This is a genomic window from uncultured Campylobacter sp., from assembly GCF_938045595.1.
GTDB lineage: Bacteria > Campylobacterota > Campylobacteria > Campylobacterales > Campylobacteraceae > Campylobacter_B.
Map to the genome: position 1 here is coordinate 1 of NZ_CALIBB010000067.1, position 1,611 is coordinate 1,611.

Genomic DNA, 1,611 nt, shown 5'->3' on the forward strand with positions numbered 1-1,611 from the left:
TTTTTGCTCCGCACCTAGGCAGAATTTTAAAATTTTATCTTTGCAATTGCGCTTGCTTTATACGATTTAGTTGCCTGTTTGCGCCGCATTTTATTAAATTTTATCTCGCGTTACATAATGGATTTTGGCTGGGTAAAATAATCAGTATTTAAACAACTCGATTTTAAATTTAAGCTCATTTGCCGCAAAAAGCCGTCTTGCGCCGCAAATTCTATTTTTTTCACGAATCCCGATTAATTTTGCGTAAAAAATTTTCTATCAGAATCCGCCTTTGCTCCACATCGTCGTTCTCGCTAATGCCCTCTAGCTCGCTTGCGTGATGAGCCTTGGGCGGGATATCTTTCAGATACGACCACACCTCGTCCTCGCTTAAAATTTTGCCATGCAGATCAAAGCCCACGTTTAGCGCCCTGCCCGAAACTTCAGCCATATCTGCGTGCAGGTGACCGTAGAGCATCAGTGCGCCATAATGGCAGTTTGCCCACTCGATCATAGGGTAGTGAGACAGAGCCGCTCTCTTATGCGATAGGTGCACAAAGGCATAGCCTACGATCTGCTCAAACATAAAATTACCGTCCGCCTTGTGCTGGCTTAACAGCTCGTTTTTCATCGCAGCGATGCGCCCATCGTGGTTGCCGAGCACCAAAAAATGTCGCCCGTTTAGTCTGCGAAGTAACTCGCAAGTGTGCGCAAAATCCTTGTGAAAGGACACGTCGCCGAGATTATAGACGAGATCCTCGGGCGTAACGAGCGCATTCCAAGCGGCGATGAGATTTTCGTCCATCTCGGCTACGTTTGCGCCTTTTCTAAAATTGGGATATTTTTTAAGCACCAGCTCGTGGCCGAAGTGCAGATCGGAGGTAAAATAAACGCTCATAAAAGCTCCTCAAATAGCGCAAGATCCGCCCCCACGGCAAATAAAAATCCGCGGTTTATCGGCGGGATTTTTAAGGTGCGGCACGCTTCTTTAAATTTCTTGTCCATCGCGGCTTTGATATATGGCGTTACGAGAATAAAATTTTCGCCCGCACCCACGGCTACCTTGCCGCCTAGCACGCAGCCTGCGCCGTTTTCTAGGCAGCGCGCGCATTCGTTTCGCTGCGCCGAGCTTAGCACTAGTCCTAGCCGCTTGCAGGCAAGATCCACGCCGCGAAGCTCGCCCCGGTCGCGTTTTATGAGATAAATTTTTGCCGCAGGATTAGAAATTTCGGGAGTTAAGCTTAACGCGTCGGTCGCCAAAAACTCAAAGCTCTTTTTTACGCCGCCAAAGTATTTGTTTAAAAACGGCTCGCTAAATTTCGCGCGAATAAAGCCGCGTTTAAACCGGTTCGTCAAATTCGTTTCGTCGGTGAAGTATTTTAGGTTTCGCCCCTTTAAAAACCGCTCCAGTTCGCACTTTCGCACGCCTAGAAGCGGACGAGCGATCACGTAGTCATCGCGGGGCTCAAGCTCTTGCATGCCTAGTAGCTCGCTAAGCCCTGCACCGCGCCCAAGCTGCATCAAAAACCACTCGAATTTATCGTCAAACTGATGCGCTAAGATCAAATTTTCATAGCCCCGCTCGCGGCAAATCTCGGCGAAAAAATCGTATCTAGCCGCGCGTGCTTCGTG

2 protein-coding genes are annotated in these 1,611 nt (G+C 48.5%); both read right to left on the reverse strand.

Going from position 1 to position 1,611, the window contains the following annotated elements:
• Positions 1-220 precede the first annotated feature (220 nt).
• Positions 221-877 (reverse strand): metallophosphoesterase, encoded by a 657-nt coding sequence (locus Q0340_RS02510; RefSeq protein WP_298082030.1) that lies wholly within the window; start codon positions 875-877, stop codon positions 221-223.
• Positions 874-1,611, reverse strand: a 738-nt coding sequence (tilS, locus tag Q0340_RS02515) for a tRNA lysidine(34) synthetase TilS (RefSeq protein ID WP_298082031.1), incomplete at its 5' end; no start/stop codon positions are given. The genes Q0340_RS02510 and tilS, both read right to left, overlap by 4 nt.